This is a genomic window from Streptomyces sp. NPDC048338 (genome assembly GCF_043201055.1).
Classification (GTDB): Bacteria; Actinomycetota; Actinomycetes; order Streptomycetales; family Streptomycetaceae; genus Streptomyces.
In genome coordinates, this window is sequence record NZ_JBICYQ010000004.1 from 522723 (window position 1) to 542358 (window position 19636).

Genomic DNA, 19636 nt, shown 5'->3' on the forward strand with positions numbered 1-19636 from the left:
CCGACCAGACTTCCCGGCACACCACTCGTGAAGATACTCGCGCCTGCTTGCGGTGGACAAGCGGCAGGCACGAACTGCGACATGCACGCCCAGGTGGAGTCAGCCAGCCGGTGGCGCTCCCGGGCCCTGACGAGCTTTGAGTCGGCGGGCTCATGCGTGCCGCACCAACCTGTCGTACGCCCGAGCGCCATGGCGCCGCCGTCGCCGATTGAGTGACGGTGCCGAGGTGTAACTGGTCCCTGACTGGTCCGAGAGGCATTGCCGATCGGAAGCGTTGGACACGCGGTGTGACGACCGGACGTCGAACGGTGTCTGGTCCAGAGGGGGTTCGTGTGCCGGTGGTACAAGCCTCGCGGCGCCCTGACCTGCGGAGACGTGGCGGTCGGGGCCGGGTTATGCAGCGCTGGTCCGGGATGGGTCCGGATCTTGGTCGGGCTCGACTGGGCGGAAATAACTCTGAGACTGCGTGTGTTACCCCCTGGCACGTGCGACAAGGGGGGTGTCGAGCCTGAAACTGTTTTACACGAAGAACGGCGTGACTGAGGTCACGCCGCGATTGGCTGAGGCTGAGGCCGATGTACAGGGCCTGGTCGAGGGGGCGATGGAGACGATGCTCGGGGTTCGATTCCTCGCCTCCGAGTACAGCACCGGTCCCGTTCACGGCGGGCGCATCGACTCGCTGGGGCTCGATGAGAACGGTGCTCCGGTGATCGTCGAGTACAAGCGATCCACTGACCCCGGCGTGTTCTCTGAACTAGGAGATTCGTGTGCGCCGGACGAGCAGTCCTTCAAGAGGCAGCGAAGTGCCGAAGCATCAGATATGGGCTACGGCAGTTGGTACTCCGTGCGCTCGGGGTCGGGGCGGACGATGACTCCCTCATCGGTGAGTTCGCGCAGGGTCCGTCGCGCCTCCTTCTCGCCTGCCTGCTGGGTGGTCGGCTCGTAGCCTGCTACGCGAAGTGCCAGGGTGGCACGCGGTGGGTCCCACGTGCCGCCGAGGGCTTGGATAACTGCAGTCAGGGCTTGCTTGTGTGTCAGGGGCTGGCTCATCGTCCGGTCCTTTCGGGGCGGTTACGGGCCGAGGCATTGCTTGGACCGCTGAGGTAGTGGGTCGCCGGGCAGCGTAGCGCCAGGCGTGACCCAGAAGAGCCCGACGTCGTGGATCTGCGCCCCAGGCTAAGAACTTGCGCGGATAGGCGTTGTGGGACCCCGGCGGCACGACAGGCACAGGGTCTTGGCAATCATGGAGTTGCGACGCTCTGTGACCACCGGAGAGACCTGTGCCTGTCCTGCCATCATGGCTGACCGAACCGCTGTGGGATCAGTTCTCGGTGCTGCTGCCCGAGCGGCCGGTGTACCACCCGAACCATCCGCTGCGGTGTCACCGTCCGCGCATCGGCGACCGGATCGTCTTCGACAAGCTCCTGCAGCTGCTGCGCTTCGGCTGTTCCTACGAGGCGATAGCCGACGCCACGTGCTCGGCCACGACGATCCGCAACCGTCGCGACGAGTGGATCCGGCTCGGGGTGTTCAGCCGGTTCAAGCAGATCGCACTCGGCGCCTACGACCGGATCGTCGGCCTCGTACTCGATCAGATCGCCGTCGACGGCTCCATCACCAAAGCCCCCGGCGGGGGCCAGGCCGCCGGACGGTCCCCGGTCGACCGCGGCAAACAGGGACTGAAGCGTTCAGGAATGGTCGACGGCTACGGAATCCCGCTGGGCCGGGTCCTGGCCGGCGCGAACCGCCACGACTCCCCGATGCTGGCACCCACTCTGGACCGTCTGGGTGATCTCGGCCCGCTGCCCGATGAGATCACCGTGCATCTGGACGCCGGCTACGACTCGACCAAGACCTGTGTCCTCCTCGCCGAACGAGGCCTGCGCGGCCAGATCGCCCACAAGGGCGAGAAGGCCCCGATCCAGGCAAGCCGACGCTGGCACGTGGAGCGCACCCACGCCTGGCAGAACGCCTTCCATCGCCTTGCCCGCTGCTTCGAGCGCCGCACCATCGTGATCGACGCTTTCTTCGACCTGGCAGACACGATCATCACTGTCCGCAGCCTCATCCGCCGGGCCTGGACGACCCACCGCTGGGATGAGCGCCCGCGCCGACGTCCGTGACCTCCCCGCTGGCGGCCCCGCCCACGGCGTCAGCGACAATGACACCACCGGACGACAGGACAACACATGCGGCGATTCGCACTGCCCTGGGGCGAACTTGAGGTGTTCGCCGCCAATGAGCCCGTCCCCGCGGCCCTGCAACCCACCACCGAGGCCCTCGTGCATCTCGAGGACCGCTTCCGTCCGGCACTCCTTCGGCCGCACCTGCGACCAGAAGCTCCCTACGTGGCGGTCTGGCCCGCGAGCCGACCAGCACCCGACCTCACCGAGAACGCCACACCGGACCCGCATGCCCTGGAAGAGGTCGTCCTCGCGGAAATCCACTCCCTGACCTGCCACGCCTGTACGGCACGCTTCCGAGCCGTCTACCCCGACACCGGACTCCCGATCTTCGGACGGCATATCGGAGCACACCAACTGATCAACGGCTGCCCCCGCTGCGGCAGCGATTTCGCAGCGTCGCGGATCCAGGCCCTCACCTTGCTGCCACTGACCTGACGGCACCCTCGTCACAACCTGTCACAGCGCCCGTGATCCATCAGCACCTACCAGCCCACCCGCCTATCCACGCGAGTTCTAAGCTTCGGCGTTCAGCTGAACCTCCGCGTCCCTCTTGGCCAACTGAGGCTGTCACTGGCGGGTGAAACACTGCAGCGCATGACATCACGCAACGCTTTTCATACGACTGCGCCGCGGGCCCTGGCGCAGTCCGAGGTGCTCCGCACCCGGTTGGCCGCCGTTCGTACCGAGCCTTCGACGCGTCCCTTGAACGACTGGGTGGAGGGCTTGCGTGCCCGGTTGGGCGACGGCGAATCAGTGCCGTGGTTCGACCCTGCCTCGGGCGGTGTGGAAGCCCGGAGCCTCTTCCTGCTGGAAGCACCCGGTCAGAAGGCCATGGGCGCTGAGGCCGAGCTGCGTCGCACAGGCAGTGGGATCATCTCGATCGACAACGACGACCCCACCGCGCGGAACTGCTGGATGTTGCGTGACGAGGCGGGCCTTCCGTACACGGAGTCCGTGCACTGGAACGTGGTGCCGTGGTACCTCGGCACAGCCACCCGTATCGCCGCCCCGGGCAAGTCCGAGATCCAGCGTGCCGCGCCCTTCCTCCACGAGGTGATAGCGATGCTGCCCTCCCTGGAGGTGGTCGTTCCCATGGGGCGGAAGGCCCAAGCGGGTTGGGCTGTGTACCAGGAGCGCTTCGCTCCGAAGGTGCATACGCTCCCGACCTGGCATCCGAGCCCGCGTGTGTTCGCGTCGCGTCCTGCCGCCCGGCAGGAGATCTTGGAGGTCCTGCAGCAGGCTGCGCAGTTGCTGGGTACTGCTTGAGCCGAATAGCGGGTCTTGGTAGTTGCGGTGCCCCGCAGCCGGAAGGCTGCGGGGCACCGTGTCGATCGCAAGCTAGTGGTCGGCCTTCTTCTGGTGGAGGCGAATGCTGGCGGGGGCGCCGACATATGCGCAGTTGGGGCACTTCTCCCAGCTGCCTTCGTGGACGGCCTTGGCTGTCACGGAGTGGCCGGGGCCGTATCCGTGCTTGTGGAGGAGCTGCGGTACGGATGAGCCGTATTCGGCGGCGAGGAGGGCGGCTTCGGCGACCTTGTCGTGACCACGGGCGAAAAACGACCCGATCCCCACTTCGGCACCGCAGCCGCACCAGCAGGTTCCCGTCGGGATGAGGCGAGGCAGTTCGCTCTTTGTCATGTGACCAAGGTAGACCTTCAAGAAGCAACGTCAAGATGCTCATTCAAAGTCCTCCTTCTTGGTTGCTGTGGCGGCCGCCGATCTGCTTGAATTCGGGGATGCCGAGCTCCACCACACGGCTGGCCGCTGCGTTGCCGATCTGGGCGATCTTGTCTCTGGCGCCTGCGAGACTGACCTGGAGTCCTTCGATCTCACCGAGCCATCCTTCGCATTCGGCCTCGGCGATGCGAGCGAGGAGGTTGTCGCGGATCTCGACGAGTCGGTCGCGTTGGGCGGGGTCGGGCCAGAGCATCGGGCAGCGGACGCAGGCGTGTTCGTGGATGCAGGGGGTGCCGAATGCGCGGCCGCATGCGCCGATGGAGACTTTGCGCCGCTCGAAGTGGCCGAGGAATTCCTGCCATTCCTCGTCGGTGGGTACTCGGTATTCCTCGCTTGGGCGGAGGGATCGGCGGCGGGCGAGGAAGGCCATGTGCGCCTGGATTGCCTCTTCGGGGTAGACGGCCTTGTAGCCGAGGGTGACGTTGATGTCCTGGTGGCCTGCGATGACCTGGGCGATGTGTGGTGGCAGTCCGTTGAGGATGGCGTCGGTGATGAACAGGCGGCGGAAGTCGTGCGGTGTGTAGCGCAGTGGGTCGCCGGTGGTATCGGTCAGGCCAGTGGCGACGAGGGCCTGGTCCAGCATTGTGCGGACGGTCTCGTCGGTGAATGCGCGGTCCTCGCCGGAGATGCGTCGTTGAAACAGCAACGGGGCTGGCGCCTGCCACTCGCATTCGCGGCGGTCGTAGGAACGGACCAGGGGAACGGCCCCGGTGCTGTCTCGGGCTCGGCAGATGATCGCGCTCAGGACGTCAGCGAGCTCGGGGCTGACCAGCAGCAGCCGCTCGGTATCGGTCTTGGACGGCACGATTTGCAGGAGGGGAACGAGTTCACCGGTGGTGGGCAGCCGGTATTGGACCAGGCTGTGGTGGCTGAGTTCCAGCAGTTCCTCGATGCGGATGCCAGTGGCCCGCAGGACCTCGACCGCGGCCCAGGTCCAGAAGGCCCTCTCGTCCTCAAGCCCCAGATCGCGGCGTTTGCCGGTGTCCGGGTCCTCGGCCCAGATCCGGCCGGCCGTTCCGTGCGGAACCACGGCGCGTACAAGTTGCTGACCGGCAGCAGTGAACACCTCGCCGGGGCTGGTGTGCCGGGCGGAATCCAGTACCGCGGCAGCGTCCCTGCGACGCTGGTCGACCGAGCGGACAAGGATCGGCAGGACTGGCAGGCGCTCGCGGGTGCGGGCGTCCATCCTCGCCTTGCGTCGGCGTTGTAGTTTGCGGTGCTCCAACTCGTCAGCCCTCACCGGGCTCGGTGCCACCCACGGGCCCCAGCGGCCGGGCTCTTCCAGGGCCCACTGAGCGATGTCGAGGTAGAAGGCCCGCACCTGGGTGAGCGTGTCCCGGTGATTGAGCCTCTCGACCTTTGCGCTCGTGCGCCGGCCGTCGGGACCGGTGACAGTCTTGTCCTTGGTGCGAATCCTCTGCTTCCACTGCCAGATGACGTCCGGGGCGAGGCGGAGGCTGTCAGCATCGGGGTGGTGGTGCTCGATGTCCTGCCAGAAACACTTGCCGAGGTGGTAAGAGAGGGACTTCAGGCTGTTGTAGTCCAGCGTGGGCTGGCGTTCCCGGAGATAGTCCACCAGCAGGTCACGGACGGGACGGCAGATCAGTCCGTAGCGGTCGATCAGCTCCTCCGGGGTCCGCTGTCCCAGGTTACGGACCGCACGCAGATTTTGCGGGGCCTCCTCTCCGAGGGCTCCGAGCTGGTGCAGCAGGCGGTAGAACACCTCAGTCCCCGCCATCGCCCGCTTGAGCACCACGGCTTGGGTCTCCAGGAGTTCCAGGACATCACCGACGGTGATATCAGCCAGCGTGCCGCCCTTCGCCGCGAGGATCAGGGCGCTGCGGCAGAGCGTCGTGCTGACTGCGCCCGGCCGCACGCCCTGGGCTTGAGAGCCCAGCTCGCGCAGGCGCTCAAATCCGCGCGGATCACGGCTGTGCGCCATGGAGCGGACCAGCACTCCTTGGCGGCTGGCGCCGGCGGCCAGCCAGTCCACCGACGGCCGCAGCAGCTCAGCGCTGATCACCGTCGTCAGGGCCCGGCCCACTACCGGCATGCGCCAGGCCGCCTTCATGCCGCGCTCGTGAAGCCACTGCTTGATCACCGGCCGCCAGGCGGCTCCGGCCTGCTCGATGCCGCTGGCCTGCCACCGTTCCTGCCAGGTCTGTCCGGGCTGGTCTTCCAGCCAGTCCAGCACCATGACGATGCCGTGCTTGTGGTGCAGTTCGCTGCCGGCGTTCTTCAGAGTGTAAGGCGGACGGGACAGCAATCGGGCCGCCTCGGCGCGCGAGCGCTCGGTGCCCGACCAAGTGTCAGGAACGGTCCGGGCGGGGAAGCGCTGCTGGGCGGCCATTGCGCGGTTGCGCCCAGGTGAAACCCCGTGAACCAGGGCGCGGTCGGCGCGTGGCGACAAGATGGTGGTCATCGGGCACCGGCTCCGAACAGCACATCGAGGCTCTCCGGCCGGTAGTCGGCTGCGGGAGGCGGTGCGATGCGGGCGGCTGCCTGCCGCGCCTGTTCAGCATGGTGGGCCAGCAGTCGCCGGATCACCACCTCCTTGCGGGGTGTGAGGTAAAGCTGTGTCGTGGTCAACTGGGCGTGACCGAGAACGAATTGGACATCAGTGAGAGGCAGACTGGGATCCTCGGCCATGCGGTAGGCGGCAGTGTGCCGCAGCGCGTGCAGCGTCGCGGACGTGCCGGCCTTAGCGTTTGCCCGTTCGAACATGCGGTGAACCGCGTGGTAGGTCAGCGGCCTCGATGGTGAGCGCAGAGTCCACCACGCTGGGAGGCGCTGCCCGCGTGGGATCGCATCATCCATCTCCAGCTGGTAAAGCCGCAACCAGACGAACGCATCGGTCGAGGCAGGGAGTTCCTGGACTTCGCGGGTGCCCTTGCGGACCACCGAGATCAGCTGGCGTCCCGGATCGACGCCCGCCTGCCATGTGCTGAGCAGTTCGCTGGCCCGGGCTCCGGTCGAGACGTAGAAGGCGACCAGCGCCCGGTCCCGGTGGGACGGGAGCCGGGCGAAGATCTCGTTGAACTCCTCATCAGGGACGCTGCGGGGCACCCTCTTGGGCACCCTCGGCCGGTAGAGACCGGTGCGTTCGTTGCGGGGCGGATCCATCGGGTTGCGGTGGGCGTGAGCCCGCCGGCCGCGACGCGTCCGGTCCAGCGGGAACGGGTTGAGGAGCGGCCCGGTGCCGATGTCGCGGTGGAAGTCGTAGAAGGTCCGCAGCACTGTCTCGTTGTGCGCTCGTACCGACGGTGCGTACGGCTTTCCGCCCGCAGCCCATCGGCCCGCCTCGCTCGGGCGCCGCCAGTGCGGACGCCTCGGCTGGCCGGCGATCTGAAGCCAGCGGGAGAAGTCCCTCGCATCGATCCGACTCGCCCGGTCCCACGGCACCTCGACAGCCCACAAGAAGCGGAACCAGCGCAGCAGATCCATCCCGTAGGAACGGGCCGTCGTCGCTGAACGACCGGCTCCCTGCAGATCCCGTAGGAAGGCGCCAGCTCCCTCGACCGGTTGTCCGGCTGGGCCGATGAGCCGGTAGGGATCCCACGGATCATCCATGGCCACCAGCTCTCCGACCAGGGGTACGGACAAGGCTGACAGGTCTCTCGATGCCTCCATGGCCGACTCAACGACGCCCCCACCACAAGGTCACTGACCTGCGGAAACTCCGCCAGTAGTTCAGTCAACAGGTCCTGTCGCAAGGGCTGTTCTACTTGGCCTGGCTGATGGATCACCGCACCGAGTTCCAGGTGCTGGTCCGCGAGCGTCTCGGGGTGACTGCGGCGTCGCAGGTGTTGTGGAGCGCGCCCCGGCTGATCTGCGTCGCTGGCGATTTCACCCGCTACGACCTCCACGCGATCCGCGAGCATCGGAGAACGATCGACCTGGTGCGGTACCGGCTGTTCGGCGAGCACCACATCGCACTCGAGACGGTCGCCGCGGTCGCCGGGCAGGCCAAAGCGTCTCCGCGCCCGCGTCGTCGTGGCGCTGACGCGCCAGCGCCTGCGCGGCAGGCGTCAGGAGCGATGGCGGAGCTGGCGGCAGCGGTGGACGAGGTGCTCCTGGGGCTGGGCGAGGACGTCTCGAAAGTCCGGCGCAAGCAGTACGACGCGTACCAGAGGCTGCGGAACTTCGCCTGCGTCACGGCCAGGCAGGACAAGCTCCTGGCGTACCTCAAAGCAGCCCCGGCGGCCGTCGACCTCGTTTCGGGCTTCACGAGGGACGTGACGGGGCTGGGACACCACGGCACTGGTGACCTGGAGGTCCAGTTGCACTCGGAGAAGGACGTGGAGCGCGCGCTGGACCTGTTTCGGCTGTCGTATGTTGCGGTGGCGTAGGGCCTGGCGACCCAGCGCTGGGGCCCTCGCCCTGAGCGAGCGGAGCGCGCTGTCCGTGAAATTCGGGAAGGCATTCGGGTTCTCGGCGGGGCCTTTCGACGGATCGAGCGGGGACGTGGCGGTGGAGGTCGCCATCTTCCCCACGATCCCCGGTTTCGGACGACCAGGCGGCCTTCGGCGATGTCGTTGTGGCTGCGCTGGGCTTCGGCGCTGACCTCACGTACTTCGTCGCGGGTACACCAGGGGAAGGGATGGTTGCCCCAGGTCCGTTCCGTGTCGATCTTTTCCTGGAGGGCCGTCTCGATCTCGACGGTGAAGCGGTATCGACTCAGCTGTTTGGCTGCGGTGTTCGCGTAGTACGGCTCCTTGTGGTCGATGTGGGCGAGGACCATGGTGTCCGGTCCGATGCTGGGGAAGCCGAGGTCGTACAGGTGAGAGCGAGCGGCGTCGCTCGTGGAGCCGGAGGTCGTGGTGACGACGGCTGGGGTGGTGGTCTGGGTGGAGGGCGAAGCGGATGTGAGCGTCGGCGGAGGCATGAGGCATGAGGGGCTTTCGGTCGGGGCGGGAATGGTCATCGGCTTGGCCGGGCTGGGGTTCGTGCGGCGGGGCCGGCTCGCACGGCCGGATTTTGAAGGGCGGCTGACGGGCGGGAAGGGGGCTTCACGCCCGGGTCGTTGGTGGCGTGGTGCCAGCGGTTCCGGACGGAGAACAGCGTGGAGAGTGCCCGGCGGCTGCCGGTGGCCAGTTGGTGGACGGAGGTTGCCTCGTCCGACGTCAGCGTCGCGATTCGGGAGGCGACCGTGACGGCCTGACTGAGGAGCGCGCGCTGGAGGATCTTCTGGCCCCAGTGCTCCGGTGCACCGGCGGGATAGGAGACCAGGTCGAGGACCCTGTCAGGGCCGAACCCCAAGTTAAGCAGGCCGCGTTGCTGGGCTTCCCACAGCAGGGTGATGGGGTCCACGGGCGCCCCTCTGCGGGCGAGGGCCGTCAGGCAGGCGAAGAGGGCGGCGTGCACGGGGACGGTGAAGTCGCTTTCGTGTAGCCAGCGCATCCGCGGCAGGTCGTCGGGGCGGGCGGTCGCTGCGGCCAGCAGCATCCGTTCCTCGTCTTCCGCCTCCGCCGACGCCTCGGCTGCCGGGCCGGATGCCGCCGGGGTTCTGGGCATCGACCCGCGGTGAGAGGGGAAGGCCGTGGCCAGCTCGTCGAGGTAGACGGCGAGCTCGTCGGCGCGGGCCAGTACGGTTCCGGCCGGCTCGGGCCCCGGGGTGCGGGCGGCCTGGGAGAGGAGCCCGGCGTGCCGGCGCAGGAGGCGGCGGGCATGTCCGGAGCGGACCATCTGGGCATAGGCCGGGGCATGGGCGTCTGTGGGGCAGTTGCTGATGAGGATGTGCAGGTAGGCGGCATTCAGGGCGCGGGTCTGGGCGGCGTCGAGGAGCTGGTTCGGCCACACCGGGCTGGTGCGGTGGACCTCGGGCGTGGGCGGGGACACCGTGCGCATCGCCGCGAACAGGCTGCCGTGGGCAGCGCTGGAGAAGTGCTCGGGCTCGAGCGGGCCGATGGTCTTCAGGCGGTCGGGTACCAGGAGCAGGGCGCCGAGCAGGGCCTGCTCGGCGTAGTGGACCACAGGCAGAGGTGCCGGATCCCCGAGGAGATCTTCCTCGGATGCGGCGCGGGCGTGGTCGGGCATCACGCCGCCAGGACGAAGTCGTCGCGGTTGAGCGTGCGTTCCACGTGCGGCGCGATCAAGTGCCCTGCGAGCAGCGGGGGGACGGCGTTGCCGATCTGCGAGAAGCGCTGGCCCTTGGTGCCCTGCCAGGGGTAAGCCGCCGGGAAGGATTGCAGGATCCCGGCTTCCTCGGCGGTGATCCGGATGGCCGGCGCCGCGGCGGAGCCCAGGGTTGTGGCGGAGCGGGTGGTCCAGATGCATTCGTTGGCGCGGTTGCCGAAGAACAAGGTGGCGGCCGGCTCGGTCACGGGGCGGACGGCCGCATTCGCCTGGCTGTTGCTGCGCAGAACCCAGTCCGGTCCGGCCGCGCAGCGAGGCGACGGCCGGGCCCCTTCCCGGCACCTGCACGGCGAGCCGGTCTTGGAGCTCCGGGAGAGGTCCGTGCGGGGCGGGGGGCTTTGCCAGGCGCCGCGGTCGCGGGCGTCGGACAGCGTCTTACGGGAGCCGGACGGGAAGGGTTCGGGCCCGCCCCCGGGTCCGCCGCCGGCGCACACCGTGGGCACGGGCCCGTCCGTGCGGCCCCAGCCCAGGGCTCCGGCCATGGACACCCATCGCTGGCGGCCGGGCCCGAAGAGGGATTCCTGCTCGCCGAGCTTGGCGTGCGTGGGTTCGGGCGGGGCGGCCCGACGGATGCGGGAGGCGATCAGGATCGCCCTCCTCCTGGTCTGCGGTACGCCGTAGTCGGCCGCGTTCAGGATGCCGCTCCAGGTGGAGAATCCCCAGGTGCGCAGCACGGCGGCGTACTGCTTCCACAGCGGTGCGACGTCGGGCACCTCCTCCATCAGCACCCACTCCGGCTCGCCCACGGTGTGGAGGGCATGGAGGTATCGCATGGGCTCGGCTGCCAGTAGCGACCGCGGGTCCTGGCAGGCGGCAAGCAGCTGGGGCCGGGTATCGCGGCCGACCGCGAGGTCGGCAACGGCCTGGTGGACAAGAGGCTGGTCGACAAGCCCGAGACGTTTGCCGGCCATGCTCCATGCCTGGCAGGGCGGGCTCGCTATCAGCCCGCGGGTCCGCCCCACGAAGGGCCGGACCGGGTAGAGCGCGACGTCGGTACGGATCGTGGTCTGCCCGGCTGCGGCGCGAGTCTTGCAGGCCCATTCGTCCCACTCCAGGCCGACGTCGCGCACACCCAGCACGTGCAGGGCATGTCCCCAACCGCCCGGACCGGCGAAGAGGTCCACGATGAGGTCTCTCATACGGCCAGCCCGAAATCGTCCCGGACCGGTTCGGGCTGCTCACCCCGGCAGGCCCACGGCGAGCAGCCGTCCACGACACCGGCTTCGAGAGCCTCCGCGTCCGGAGCGTCGTTCTCCTGCTGGAGGGCGGCCCATTCTGCTGCGGTGACATGGTCGATCGGCGCCTCGGAAAGGGGCGCCCGGGAGCGGTGCAGAAAAGCCTGGCCGAGGAGCGGGTTGCCGCTCGCGTTCGCGCGGGCATTGCCCTGATGGATGGCCGCGTCGAATTCGACGACGTCAGTCCATTCACTGGGAGAGGAGTCCCTGATGCTGCGCCATTGAGCACTTCCGTGAAATGGGCGAGTTGTTGAGAATCGAGACAGGGCCGTGACCTTTCTGTAGGGGCGTGGAAGGGCCCGCGGAGGGCGGTGCCCGAGGCGCTGCGATGCGGGGAGGGTGGGTTGACGAGGACCGTGACTCTGGAGGGGGGCCAGTCGTTCAACCGTGCATGGGTGCGAGCAGGGAACAGCCGATGGCTGACGTCCTACCCTGTGAGGGCGCCGGGCGGGCCGGTCAGGTTGGGCCCGCGGCCAGCCCGGCGCCTGCCCCAGACGAGGCCGCGGGGCTGGTCGACGCGATAGTCGAGGCGGTGCGCGAAGCGGACGATGTTCGCATTCGCGGCTTGCTTCAGTGGCTGGTGCCGCTGGCCGATACGGAAGTCCTGCTCCTGTTGCGCGCGAAGTTGCTGGGTGAGGAAGTCAGCGGCTTCCCGGGCGAGGGCCGAGGGCAGGGGGCTCGTTATGATGCGTTGTATGGCCCCCGGTGCATTGACGTCGGGTCATTCCTTCCTTTCCGTCCTTGTTTAGAATGTGGAAGCGCACGGGTGTGAGGTGCGGTATCACGCGGCCTTCTTGAAGTCGGCTTGCGCAGGGGCGGCTTTGGCGACTGCCCGCGCGGTGATCGCGTCCGAGGCTGCCTTGGATGCGGCGGCCAGGTCGCCCGCGCCCGGTTCGAGGTACCAGGGGCGCAGGTCGAGCGCGGCCGGGCGGAGCCCGGTGGCGAAGAGGAGGGCGGTGCCCTTGGGCAGCGCGCGGATCCGGTCCGCGGGCAGGATCCGCTCCTGCCGCATGCTGATCGAGGTGGACTTGCCCGAGTCGGAGATGCTGGTGGACTTCGTCTCGACGTCGTGGTCACCGATCAGACGACTGAGCTTGTCCGCGAAATCGGGATCATCGATGCCGGCGCCGATTACCTTGATCGTTGCCGCCGACCACAGGGCGTCCATGCCTGCGTCCGACCACACCTTCTGACCCTGCCGGTAGCTCTGCAGGATCGTGATCGGGATGATCCCGCGGGAACCCAGGTGCGAGTACAGGTCCGGCAAATCGGAGATTTTGCACACGTTGGCGGCCTCGTCGAGGATCGCGAGCATGGGCGGATCGAGGCGCCCGCCGGTACGTTCGGCTCGGGTGGTCGCGGCCCGCATCACTGAGTCCGCGCACGCAGCGATCAGCGCGGAGGCTCCGCCGCCGCCATCCTTGGAGAGCAGGAACAGCGTGTCGGTGGAGGCCACGAAATCGGCCGGGCGGAACTCCGGGACGTCCTTCTGCGGGGTCACCCAGGTGGCGATGTCGGCGCTGAGTAGGGCGGACGCGTACTGTCTTGCGGTCTCATACACCCCGTCGCGCGTTTCGGGCGGACCCTCGACCGTTCCCTTCAACTGGGCTGCGACAGCGGTGAATCCGTGGTCGCGCAGGATGTCGAGGGGGCGCCGGTCGGCGGGGAAGGCCAGCCACTGCATCACGTCCGTGATCGGGCGGTTGTCGAGGGCCGCAGCCAGGAACAGCTGGCTCAGGACGTTGCTGCCGGCCTTGGACCAGAAGTCGCCCTGCTGGCTTGCGTCCACGGAGGCGGCGAGGAAGTGGCCGGCCAGACGTCCCGCGCCCTCCAGGGACTTCGCGTCGGCCAACGGGTTCCACCACATGGTGCGCGGTGCGTGGGCGATCTGCTGGGGGTCCATCGACCACACCCGACCCACCCGGCTGCGGGCGTCGAAGCAGGCCGTATAGGCGTCACCGGCAGCCTTGTTGCTGGTCAGGAGCACGGCGCCGGGGGCGGCCAGGATCGAGGGAATCGCCAGCGAGGTGGTCTTTCCGGAGCGGGGGGCCATGATCGCGACCGCTACGTCCTCCCACCCCATCCGGACTTCGGTCTTGCTGCCCTGGAGGTTGCCGAGGAGGATCCCGGTGTCGGACGGGGCGATGCGTTGGGCGTCCTTCAGGCTCAGGCGCAGGCTGCGGGCTTTTTCGGTGATCGCGGTGGCCAGGACCGGTGCGATGTCCTTGGCCTTCGCGGTGCCCTCGATGCGGCGCTTCTTGTTGCCGCCGAGCGTGCCCTTGTGGCGGCTCCACCACAGGCCGCCGGCGGCGGCAAGGGCGAGCAGGGCTAGGACGGGCAGGATCCGCGCACCGATCAGCAGGGACGTTTCTCCCAGGTCGGGCCAGAGCTGGTCGGGACGTATCAGTGCGTCGGCGGGCCGGTAGGCGGCCCAGGCGTTGCTGGTGGCCAGGGAGGTGAGGTTCCCGCCGAGCCAGGCGAGGTGGGTGAGGGGGATGGCGACGGCGAAGGCCCCGAGAAGGGCCTTGAAGGCTATGTCGTAGCCGTCGGCGGAGGAGCTGGGCTGAGACAAGGGCGCGCGATTCCATTTGGCGGTCGCGGCGGGTGAGCCGTACGACCGGGCTGAGGGGGATGTGGGTGGTGGTTTCGATCCGAGGGCCTGCGGCGGTGCGTACGGCGGTGGTATGGATCTCCAGGACGGCGCGGCCGTGGACGAACCAGCCGTAAAGGGCGTTTCACGCCTCCGCGTTACGGGCGTCAACTGCAGCCTGGCGGGCCTCCGCGCTTGCATGAGGATGGGCAGCGAGGCGGGTTCGGCACTCCGTCCTGATGGCCGCTATCTGGTCGAGCGCATCGCGCAGTTGAGTCAGTTGCCAGGCCCAACGGTTCTGGACGGAGGAGGCGGGGACCCGTTCGAGGTCGGCCTCGGCGGCGTCGAGCAGGACGCCGGCCTCCTCGCTGACCGGTTCGAACGCCTTCCACACCACGTGGTCCCGGTCGGCCTTGCGGTCGTCGTAGCTCTCCGGGTCGTACGGCCAGCCATCGAGATCGGTGTGCTCGTCGGAGTACAGGTCCCAGGCGTCGACCGCCGCATCCGCCGCGCGCAGGAAGGCCGCAAGACGGCTGACCATCGCCTGAAGGCCGGGGACGGCAGTGCTGCCGGAGGGGGGCGGATTGGAGCAAGGGCGGGCCTTCTCGGGTTTCAGGGGCGGGATGTACGGGAGTGCGCCGGACTTGCCGGGGCGGCGGCCGGGGCCGGTAGGCGGGTGGTGAGGTGGGTGCGGCGCTGGGCGCGGGCCTGTGCCCGGGCGGCGTCGATGCGGGTGAAGTGGGCTTCGACTGCCTGCTGGGGAGTGAGCGGGCTGGGGTTCTGCCGGGCGCTGTAGTGATCGAGGTCGTACATGCCGCGCAGGACGGGGGCGGCCGAGACGAGCTGTTCGGCCAGGCCGGCCATGAGGTGGTCCGGGACCGGGCCGCTGATCCACATCTTCCAGATCGGCGCACCGGTGTGGTCGGGCTGGACGATCCGCCAAGCCATTTGGTCGGAGCAGTCGTTGAAGATCGGACGCAGTTCGGCGCTGATCGGCAGCTCCGGTGCAGGCGAGCGGGCCTGGCCGGTGCCGTCCGGCTGGCGCTCCAGGGCCCAGCCGGCCATCTGCATGTGCTCCCACGGACTGCTGTCGCCTCGGCGCGGTCCGTGGAGAAGGCCGTCGGTGAATCCGGCGATGATCTCCGCCGGCACCATCCGGTCGAAGGAGGCGTTCCACGTCCAGTCGACGGACTGGATCCGCCACGGCGAGCCGGAGGCGAACGGATCGATCACCAGCTGGTGCCGGGCCTCGTCGGGGCCAGCCAGGGCGATCCGGAGGTCGCCGGGGGCGGAGGTGAGGGTCCAGCCGGCGGCGAGCAGGGCGTGGGTGACGTGGCGTGGGTCGCCGGGCCCGGCGAGGGGGCGGGGCGTGGTCTCGAAGGGGATCTTCGTGGCGTGGTCCTCGGCGTACGAGGCCCGCTGGGTGGGGCTTACCGCCACGGGACCGCCTGGGCGGGTGCCCTGCGGACGGAGGCAGTCCGCAGGGGGTCCAGGGTGAGGTCGAGCAGCCGCAGGTCCTGCAGGACGGATGCCGCCTCGATGTACTCGCCCAGGGTCGCCTCGACGATTTCGGTGCGGGGAACGGTGGTCTCCTGGGCGAGGTAGCGGGCGATGCCGCGCAGGGCTTCGCCGAGGCGGGCTGCGGTACCTGTATCGGCGTCGACGAGCGCGGCGATCAAGGGAAGGGCATCGGCCAGGCTGGGACCGGTCCGCAGGTGGGCGGCGAGGCGGTGCAGGGTCTGGGCGGACGCGCGGACCTCTTCCGCGGTCAGCTGGGTGGTGGGTTCGTCGGTCATCGAAAGCTCCGGGGAGGGGAAAGGCGGTTCAGGAGCGCGGGGGTATCAGGCCGTGACCGGGCGGTGGAGGCGCCGGGTGCCGGGCCGGGACTGGTGGTCGGGGTGAGATGTCGCCCAAGGGCGCGGCCGAGGAGGGGCGACGATGGACCGGGCCGGTCATCGGGTTCTTGCATAGCCGGGTGCCTTGCTGGTCCGGGCACGGGATGAGACCCAGTTGCGGCCCCAGGTGGCGGCGCGGGCGGCGGAGAGACGGGCCTGCTGCCAGGCGCCGAGCTGGTCGGGGCGCACGGACACGGAGGTCGCGCGGATCCGGTTGCTGAGCGGGACGTGTCCGCGCGGGCGCATCACCGGCTCCGGGTCGGCCAAGGCCGTGGTCAGGGACTGCATCAGGTTCAGCGGGGTGCTCGCGGTGGCCTGCACGTTCCACACAGGCCCGTGCTCGTTGCGGGCGCCGACCCACCAGTGGTCCTGGCTGCCGTCACCGCCGGCTTTGACGTACTGCACGACGGCGTGCCGGTCGGGGCTCTGGGCTACGAAGTAGTCGTCCTGCTGCATGCTCCACGACTTCTCGGTGAGCGGCGCCCACACGTTCGGGGCGTGCGCCGAGCGCGGCTTGGTGAGTGCGTCGGTCAGGCCCGCGACGATCTCCACCGGGGTCTGCGGGGTGAGGGTGACCTGCCAGGCCGGCTGATGTCCCTGGGCGGCGCCGTGGATCTGCCAGCCGCCCGGCGGCTGGTAGGCGACGCGCACCATCTGGTCGGGCGAGTCGAAGGCGAGCGTCGTGCCGGACTTGCGGGTGATGTCCTTCCAGCCCGAAGCGCGCAGGAACTCGCTGACATGCCGCAGGTCGCCGCCGCCGGCCAGGTAGCGCGGTTCGATCAGGTAGTGCTGCTCAGCTTGCTGGGCCTGACCCCAGCCGGTCCACTGCTGCTGTCGGCTCACCGGTGCCTCCCACGCGCCACCAGGGCGGTGGCCTGCGTGGCCGTCGGAGGCGACGTGGTCAGGGGGTGGCGCGTGGCGATCTCCTCGAAGACTTCCTGGTGTTCGTCCAGGTCGAGGGCGAGGTCGTACAACGTGTTGGCGGTGCGCCCGAGAGCCAGCCACATCTCCGCCGGGAAGACGCCGCTCTGGGCATGGTGCTTGGTCACGTAGGTACCAGTGCCGACCAGGGCTGACAGCCTGCCGAGGACGCCGCTGTCGGCATCCAGGACCTGCCGGAGGATCTGGGCGGCCTGCTGCGGCCCGGCCTGGGACAGCCGCTCGGATAGCTGGTCGAGCTGCAGGGTGATGCCCGCGGTGAGGGCGTCGGCGGTGACGGGTGGGGTCATGGGCGGTCCAGGGTGCTGTGCGTTACCCACGACGGCGGTCAGCGGGTGTGGCGGTGGATGGAGGCGGCCGGTGCGCCAACGTGGCGCGGCGGTGACATCGCGGGCCGGGGCCGGTCGGTGCCTGCGGCTTTGACGACGACGGCGCGCAGGTAGCGGCGCAACAGGAAGCGGGCGAGAGCCGGTCGGCGGGCCGCGCTGAGCAGCGGGACACGGGGCCGACCGTCAGGAGTGTCAGCCGATGGCTGGGGGCGGTTGGTCTGGCGCGGGTCGGGCACGGTCACCGGGTTCGGGCGGTGGTCCGGGCACCGGGCTGTGGCGTGGGCAGCGTGGCCTCCGCGGCCGGGCGGGCGGCGGCGCGCAGCACGGTGGGGATGCCGAGGCGGGCGAGGCGGGCGCCGGCGGCCCGGACGGCGTGGGCCTGAGCCCGGGTGTCGTCCCCGCCGAGCACGTACGCCTTCGCTGCGCTCTCCCAGACGAACCCTTCAGCGAGAAGGACCTCGGCTGAGGGACGGGTGGTGGTGACCGCGGCGAGCGAACCGTCCTCAAGCCAGGTCATCACCACCTGCTCCTGCCGCGCGCCGGGCCCGGGCGGCGGGGGGTTCATCGCGTTGTGCCGGACCTGGGCCAGGGCGATGTCGTAGCGCGGCAGCAGATCTGCGGTGACGGCGCGGGCGGCGCGCTCGGCGTCGGCGGGCACGGCGATCCCGTCAGGCTCGCGTACCCCGGCGTACGCCTCGGGGGCGACGCCGGCCGGAGCGATGGCGGCGACGAGGAACTCCCCCTCATGCCGGGGGTGGACGGTGACGTACAGGCTCATGCCGTCATCGCGGACGAGGTGGGCGTCGGCGCCCAGGGCGTACTCGGCGAGCGCGGCTGCTACCTCGTTGAGGTCCCATACGTTCTCGGCGTGGGTGAACTGCTCCTCGTGCCGGGCGTGCTGGTGGTACTGGATGGTCCAGTGGCCGGGGAGTTCCTCGGAGAGGACGGTGGCGAACGATTCGACGTCGCGGCTGTCGTCGGCGGGCAGGGTATGGGGGGCGGGCATGGGCTCCTCGAACTTGGGGCGGGGGTCATCGGGTCCGTCCGGAGGCGGTAGAGACGGGTGAGGCTGGCAGGGAGGCAACGGGGAGGGCTGTGCCAGGCCGGGCCGGGGTCGTGGTGCGGTCGGCGAGTTCGGCGCGGGTGTGCAGCAGGTCGGCGGTGATGGGACCGAGCCGGTGCTCGGCCAGGTAGCGCATCCGGGCCGCGACGTGCCGGTCCGCAGGTCCGCCGAGGCTGTCGTAGACGGAGGCAAGGGAGTGGAGAAGCTGCCCCAGAGAGGCGAGGATGCCGTCGTGCGCGGCGGTCACCTCCTCCAGCCGGTCGGACACCTCGGCCGGGCTGCCCGCTTCGCGGATGGACTCTGCGAGGTTCGCGATCGACCGGCCCGTCGTCACGTAGCGGGGATCGGTCGTCGAGGTCGCGAACTGCGGGTCGGCCTGTACCTGGTATCCGACGGCCTGGAGCCGGGCGACGGCGAGCTTGGCCACGGCCGCCTGATCCGCCGGCTCGACGGTCGGCGACATCCGGTGCCAGGTGACCCCGCGGACCTCACGCAGGAAGAACGTGCGTTCCAGGATGCCGTGGGCCAGCCCGTCACCGCCGTGGGCGGTGATCCGTCCGGTGTCCGCGTCCCTGGTGACTGTGATGGGCGGCGCCTTGCGCGGGGCGGCAGGCTCGTTCACCGGGCCATCGCACGGGCCGAGGTGGCTGCCTGCACGGGCAGTGTCGGCGCAACGGGGGCCGGAGGCGCGGGAGGCTGGAGTCGCGAGGCGATCTCGCCCAGCTGCTCCTGCAGCCCGTACAGGCGGCGGGCTGCCCAGAACAAGTCCCTTGCCGCGACGTCGGTTTGGTCGCCGGGCAGTGCGGCGGCCTGTCGGCCGACCTCCTCCACGAGCTGGCGCGTGGCGGCGATCGGGCCGGACTGCTCGGCGGCGAGTTGCCGCAGGATTCCCGCGAGCGGGCTGGTCGCGGTCGGCACCCGCGGGGAGGCGGTGACCGCCGGGCCGGCTGGCGGGTTCTGGGGGCCGGAACGCTGCTGGGGGATGGAGTGCAGAAGGAGGTCGGCCGCGATGTTTCGCGCCTCGGTGACCAGGGCCTGCAGGAGTCGGCGGGGAGGGGTGCTCCAGGTGCCGTCGGCGCGGATCAGGTTGGCGATCACGTCCAGGCGGCCGGGCTGGCCCTGGACGGCGATCCACCGGCATGCCGCGTCGTCGCCGGGTGGCGCGACCCCGGCGACACGGGCGATCCGATAGCCGATCTCGGACCACTCGGCGTGGTTCAACTCCCGGTCCAGCGGGTGCAGGTGTGCGGTGATGTGGAGGATCGCACGCCGGTCGCCGTCGGGCCCGGAGACGAGTGGGTGCTCCAGCGTCGGGTCGGCGAGATGGTCGGCCCACGTCGCCGACTCCCATATCCGGTCGTCGTCGGCGTAGTGGTCCAGCCGGTTCCAGTGGGCCACCCCTGTGCGGCCGGGCTCGGTGGTAAGGCCCTCCTGCACGCTCATCTCGCGGCCGAGCGCCTCTGCGAGGGCTTCGTCGGCGGTCACGTCGCGGGAGTGGACTTCGATGATCATGGACTCGCTCGGGGT

General features: G+C 69.6%; 17 protein-coding genes and 3 pseudogenes. 5 read left to right on the top strand and 15 right to left on the bottom strand.

The window, feature by feature from the left end:
- Positions 1–499 precede the first annotated feature (499 nt).
- The 4 genes and pseudogenes from ACGFZF_RS12730 to ACGFZF_RS12745 all read left to right on the top strand — a co-directional run.
- Positions 500–754 (top strand): annotated as a pseudogene (locus ACGFZF_RS12730) (transporter); the annotation flags it as partial.
- 526 nt (positions 755–1280) lie between these two features.
- Entirely contained in the window at positions 1281–2123 is an 843-nt protein-coding gene (locus ACGFZF_RS12735) for an IS5 family transposase (RefSeq protein WP_252310274.1), read from the top strand.
- A gap of 66 nt (positions 2124–2189) precedes the next feature.
- Positions 2190–2621 carry a hypothetical protein gene (locus ACGFZF_RS12740; protein WP_252310273.1) on the top strand — a complete coding sequence of 144 codons (432 nt, stop codon included), beginning with the start codon at positions 2190–2192 and terminating at the stop codon, positions 2619–2621.
- 159 nt (positions 2622–2780) lie between these two features.
- Positions 2781–3452 carry a uracil-DNA glycosylase gene (locus ACGFZF_RS12745; protein ID WP_252310272.1) on the top strand — a complete coding sequence of 224 codons (672 nt, stop codon included), beginning with the start codon at positions 2781–2783 and terminating at the stop codon, positions 3450–3452.
- Between the two features lie 72 nt (positions 3453–3524).
- Here the strand turns inward: ACGFZF_RS12745 and ACGFZF_RS12750 are convergent, their stop codons facing one another.
- The 3 genes from ACGFZF_RS12750 to ACGFZF_RS12760 are packed head-to-tail and all read right to left on the bottom strand — an operon-like array spanning position 3525 to position 7493.
- On the bottom strand, positions 3525–3824 hold the full coding sequence (locus ACGFZF_RS12750) for a hypothetical protein (RefSeq protein ID WP_252310271.1): 300 nt from the start codon (positions 3822–3824) through the stop codon (positions 3525–3527).
- A 43-nt stretch (positions 3825–3867) separates the two neighbouring features.
- On the bottom strand, positions 3868–6345 hold the full coding sequence (locus ACGFZF_RS12755) for a site-specific integrase (protein ID WP_252310270.1): 2478 nt from the start codon (positions 6343–6345) through the stop codon (positions 3868–3870).
- On the bottom strand, positions 6342–7493 hold the full coding sequence (locus ACGFZF_RS12760; protein WP_303037918.1) for a site-specific integrase: 1152 nt from the start codon (positions 7491–7493) through the stop codon (positions 6342–6344). The genes ACGFZF_RS12755 and ACGFZF_RS12760 overlap by 4 nt, the downstream gene beginning before the upstream one ends.
- Before the next feature lie 131 nt (positions 7494–7624).
- On the opposite strand from ACGFZF_RS12760, the pseudogene ACGFZF_RS12765 reads away from it, so the two are divergent.
- A pseudogene (locus ACGFZF_RS12765) lies at positions 7625–8272 on the top strand (transporter); the annotation flags it as partial.
- Positions 8273–8843: 571 nt separating this feature from the next.
- Here the strand turns inward: ACGFZF_RS12765 and ACGFZF_RS12770 are convergent.
- The 12 genes and pseudogenes from ACGFZF_RS12770 to ACGFZF_RS12825 all read right to left on the bottom strand — a co-directional run bounded on the left by ACGFZF_RS12770 (position 8844) and on the right by ACGFZF_RS12825 (position 19621).
- Positions 8844–9959 carry a DnaB-like helicase N-terminal domain-containing protein gene (locus tag ACGFZF_RS12770; protein ID WP_371593854.1) on the bottom strand — a complete coding sequence of 372 codons (1116 nt, stop codon included), beginning with the start codon at positions 9957–9959 and terminating at the stop codon, positions 8844–8846.
- The gene (locus ACGFZF_RS12775; protein WP_266353997.1) at positions 9959–11197 is read right to left on the bottom strand and encodes a DNA cytosine methyltransferase; all 1239 of its coding nucleotides are present in this window, start codon (positions 11195–11197) and stop codon (positions 9959–9961) included. Before ACGFZF_RS12775 ends, ACGFZF_RS12770 begins: the two co-directional genes overlap by 1 nt.
- Positions 11194–11535: pseudogene (locus ACGFZF_RS12780) on the bottom strand (hypothetical protein); the annotation flags it as partial. The gene ACGFZF_RS12775 and the pseudogene ACGFZF_RS12780, both read right to left, overlap by 4 nt.
- A 539-nt stretch (positions 11536–12074) precedes the next feature.
- The gene (locus ACGFZF_RS12785; protein ID WP_252310278.1) at positions 12075–13865 is read right to left on the bottom strand and encodes a type IV secretory system conjugative DNA transfer family protein; all 1791 of its coding nucleotides are present in this window, start codon (positions 13863–13865) and stop codon (positions 12075–12077) included.
- Between the two features lie 163 nt (positions 13866–14028).
- Positions 14029–14424, bottom strand: a complete 396-nt coding sequence (locus ACGFZF_RS12790; RefSeq protein WP_252310279.1) for a hypothetical protein — start codon at positions 14422–14424, stop codon at positions 14029–14031.
- A gap of 71 nt (positions 14425–14495) precedes the next feature.
- Entirely contained in the window at positions 14496–15323 is an 828-nt protein-coding gene (locus ACGFZF_RS12795) for a DUF317 domain-containing protein (protein ID WP_327265443.1), read from the bottom strand.
- Positions 15314–15679 (bottom strand): hypothetical protein, encoded by a 366-nt coding sequence (locus ACGFZF_RS12800; RefSeq protein ID WP_252310281.1) that lies wholly within the window; start codon positions 15677–15679, stop codon positions 15314–15316. Before ACGFZF_RS12800 ends, ACGFZF_RS12795 begins: the two co-directional genes overlap by 10 nt.
- Before the next feature lie 156 nt (positions 15680–15835).
- Positions 15836–16621, bottom strand: coding sequence for a DUF317 domain-containing protein (locus ACGFZF_RS12805; protein WP_252310282.1), 786 nt, complete (start codon positions 16619–16621; stop codon positions 15836–15838).
- A complete protein-coding gene (locus ACGFZF_RS12810) occupies positions 16618–17007 on the bottom strand; it encodes a hypothetical protein (protein WP_033221573.1) in 390 nt (129 codons plus the stop codon). Before ACGFZF_RS12810 ends, ACGFZF_RS12805 begins: the two co-directional genes overlap by 4 nt.
- 277 nt (positions 17008–17284) lie before the next feature.
- Positions 17285–18052, bottom strand: coding sequence for a hypothetical protein (locus ACGFZF_RS12815; protein ID WP_371593855.1), 768 nt, complete (start codon positions 18050–18052; stop codon positions 17285–17287).
- Positions 18053–18077: 25 nt separating this feature from the next.
- Entirely contained in the window at positions 18078–18731 is a 654-nt protein-coding gene (locus ACGFZF_RS12820; RefSeq protein WP_371593856.1) for a hypothetical protein, read from the bottom strand.
- Positions 18728–19621, bottom strand: a complete 894-nt coding sequence (locus ACGFZF_RS12825) for a hypothetical protein (RefSeq protein ID WP_371593857.1) — start codon at positions 19619–19621, stop codon at positions 18728–18730. Before ACGFZF_RS12825 ends, ACGFZF_RS12820 begins: the two co-directional genes overlap by 4 nt.
- Positions 19622–19636 lie beyond the last annotated feature (15 nt).